1 protein-coding gene is annotated in these 871 nt (G+C 71.8%); it reads right to left on the bottom strand.

Annotated elements, in window-relative coordinates:
- Positions 1-871 (bottom strand): DUF222 domain-containing protein (locus tag QWY28_RS23225; RefSeq protein WP_300955294.1); only part of this gene is annotated, 871 nt, incomplete at both ends.

Below are 871 nucleotides of genomic sequence, written 5' to 3'. Positions count from 1 at the left end.
GGGCGGGCCAGTCGCAGCCGTCGGCGGTGCAGGTCGGTTGGGTGATGTTGAGCCCGCGGCGTTGCGCGCCGGAGAACAGTCGGGATCGTCGGCCGAGGTCGAGGAGCTCGGACTTCGAGCCGAGCACGGCAGGGACGAGCCCTGCCTCGCAGGCGAGCCGGCGGGCGGTGGCGGCGGAGATGACTCCACCGCCGTCGTCGAGCACGCCGGGCGCGAGTCCACCCAACAAGGAGTCGATGTCCATGGTGACGACGACGGTGGCGTTGAGGCCGCCGAGCTGCGGCAGCTTGTCGGCAGGCATGCGCTCGAGCAGCTCGCAGAGGGCGTCGCCCATCCGTTGCGGCGAGGGGCGCCGTTCGACCTCGGGCCCGTCGGCTGCGTCGGCGGCTTCCTTGGTGGCGGCTTGGTGCTTGGGCGCGGCGAACGCGAGCAGCATCTTGTGCAGCATCGCGCCGTGCAGCTCGGGGATGGAGAACTTCCCGCGGTAGCTGCCCTTCCCGTCGGGGCACATCGTGAACCACGCGTTGGCACGCGCTTCGCGCTCTTCTCGTTCGAGGGTGCGGGCGTCGCGGGCCTCGCCGATCTCGGGTGCGACGACGGTGAGGACGTGCTTGGCGAGGGTCGCGAGCGCCTTGGGGTCGTGGTGGACGGCTTCGGCGAGGAGGTGCTGCTCGGCGCGGGCGGGAATCGTGGGGTCCTCGAGGTCGTCGGGGAGCCGGTCGATGCAGGACGTGATGACGCGGGCGTGATCGACCGAGATCGCGCCCTCGGTCAACGCGGCTGACGTGGGGGCGTGGCGGTCGAGCGACTCGGCCAACCGCATCCGGGACTTCGCGACGGGCCGGTTCTGCCGGGTCTGGTGGCCCCACCA

The sequence above is a fragment of the Nocardioides oceani genome, from assembly GCF_030412965.1.
GTDB lineage: Bacteria > Actinomycetota > Actinomycetes > Propionibacteriales > Nocardioidaceae > Nocardioides > Nocardioides oceani.
This window is presented reverse-complemented; position numbering and strand designations above follow the sequence as displayed.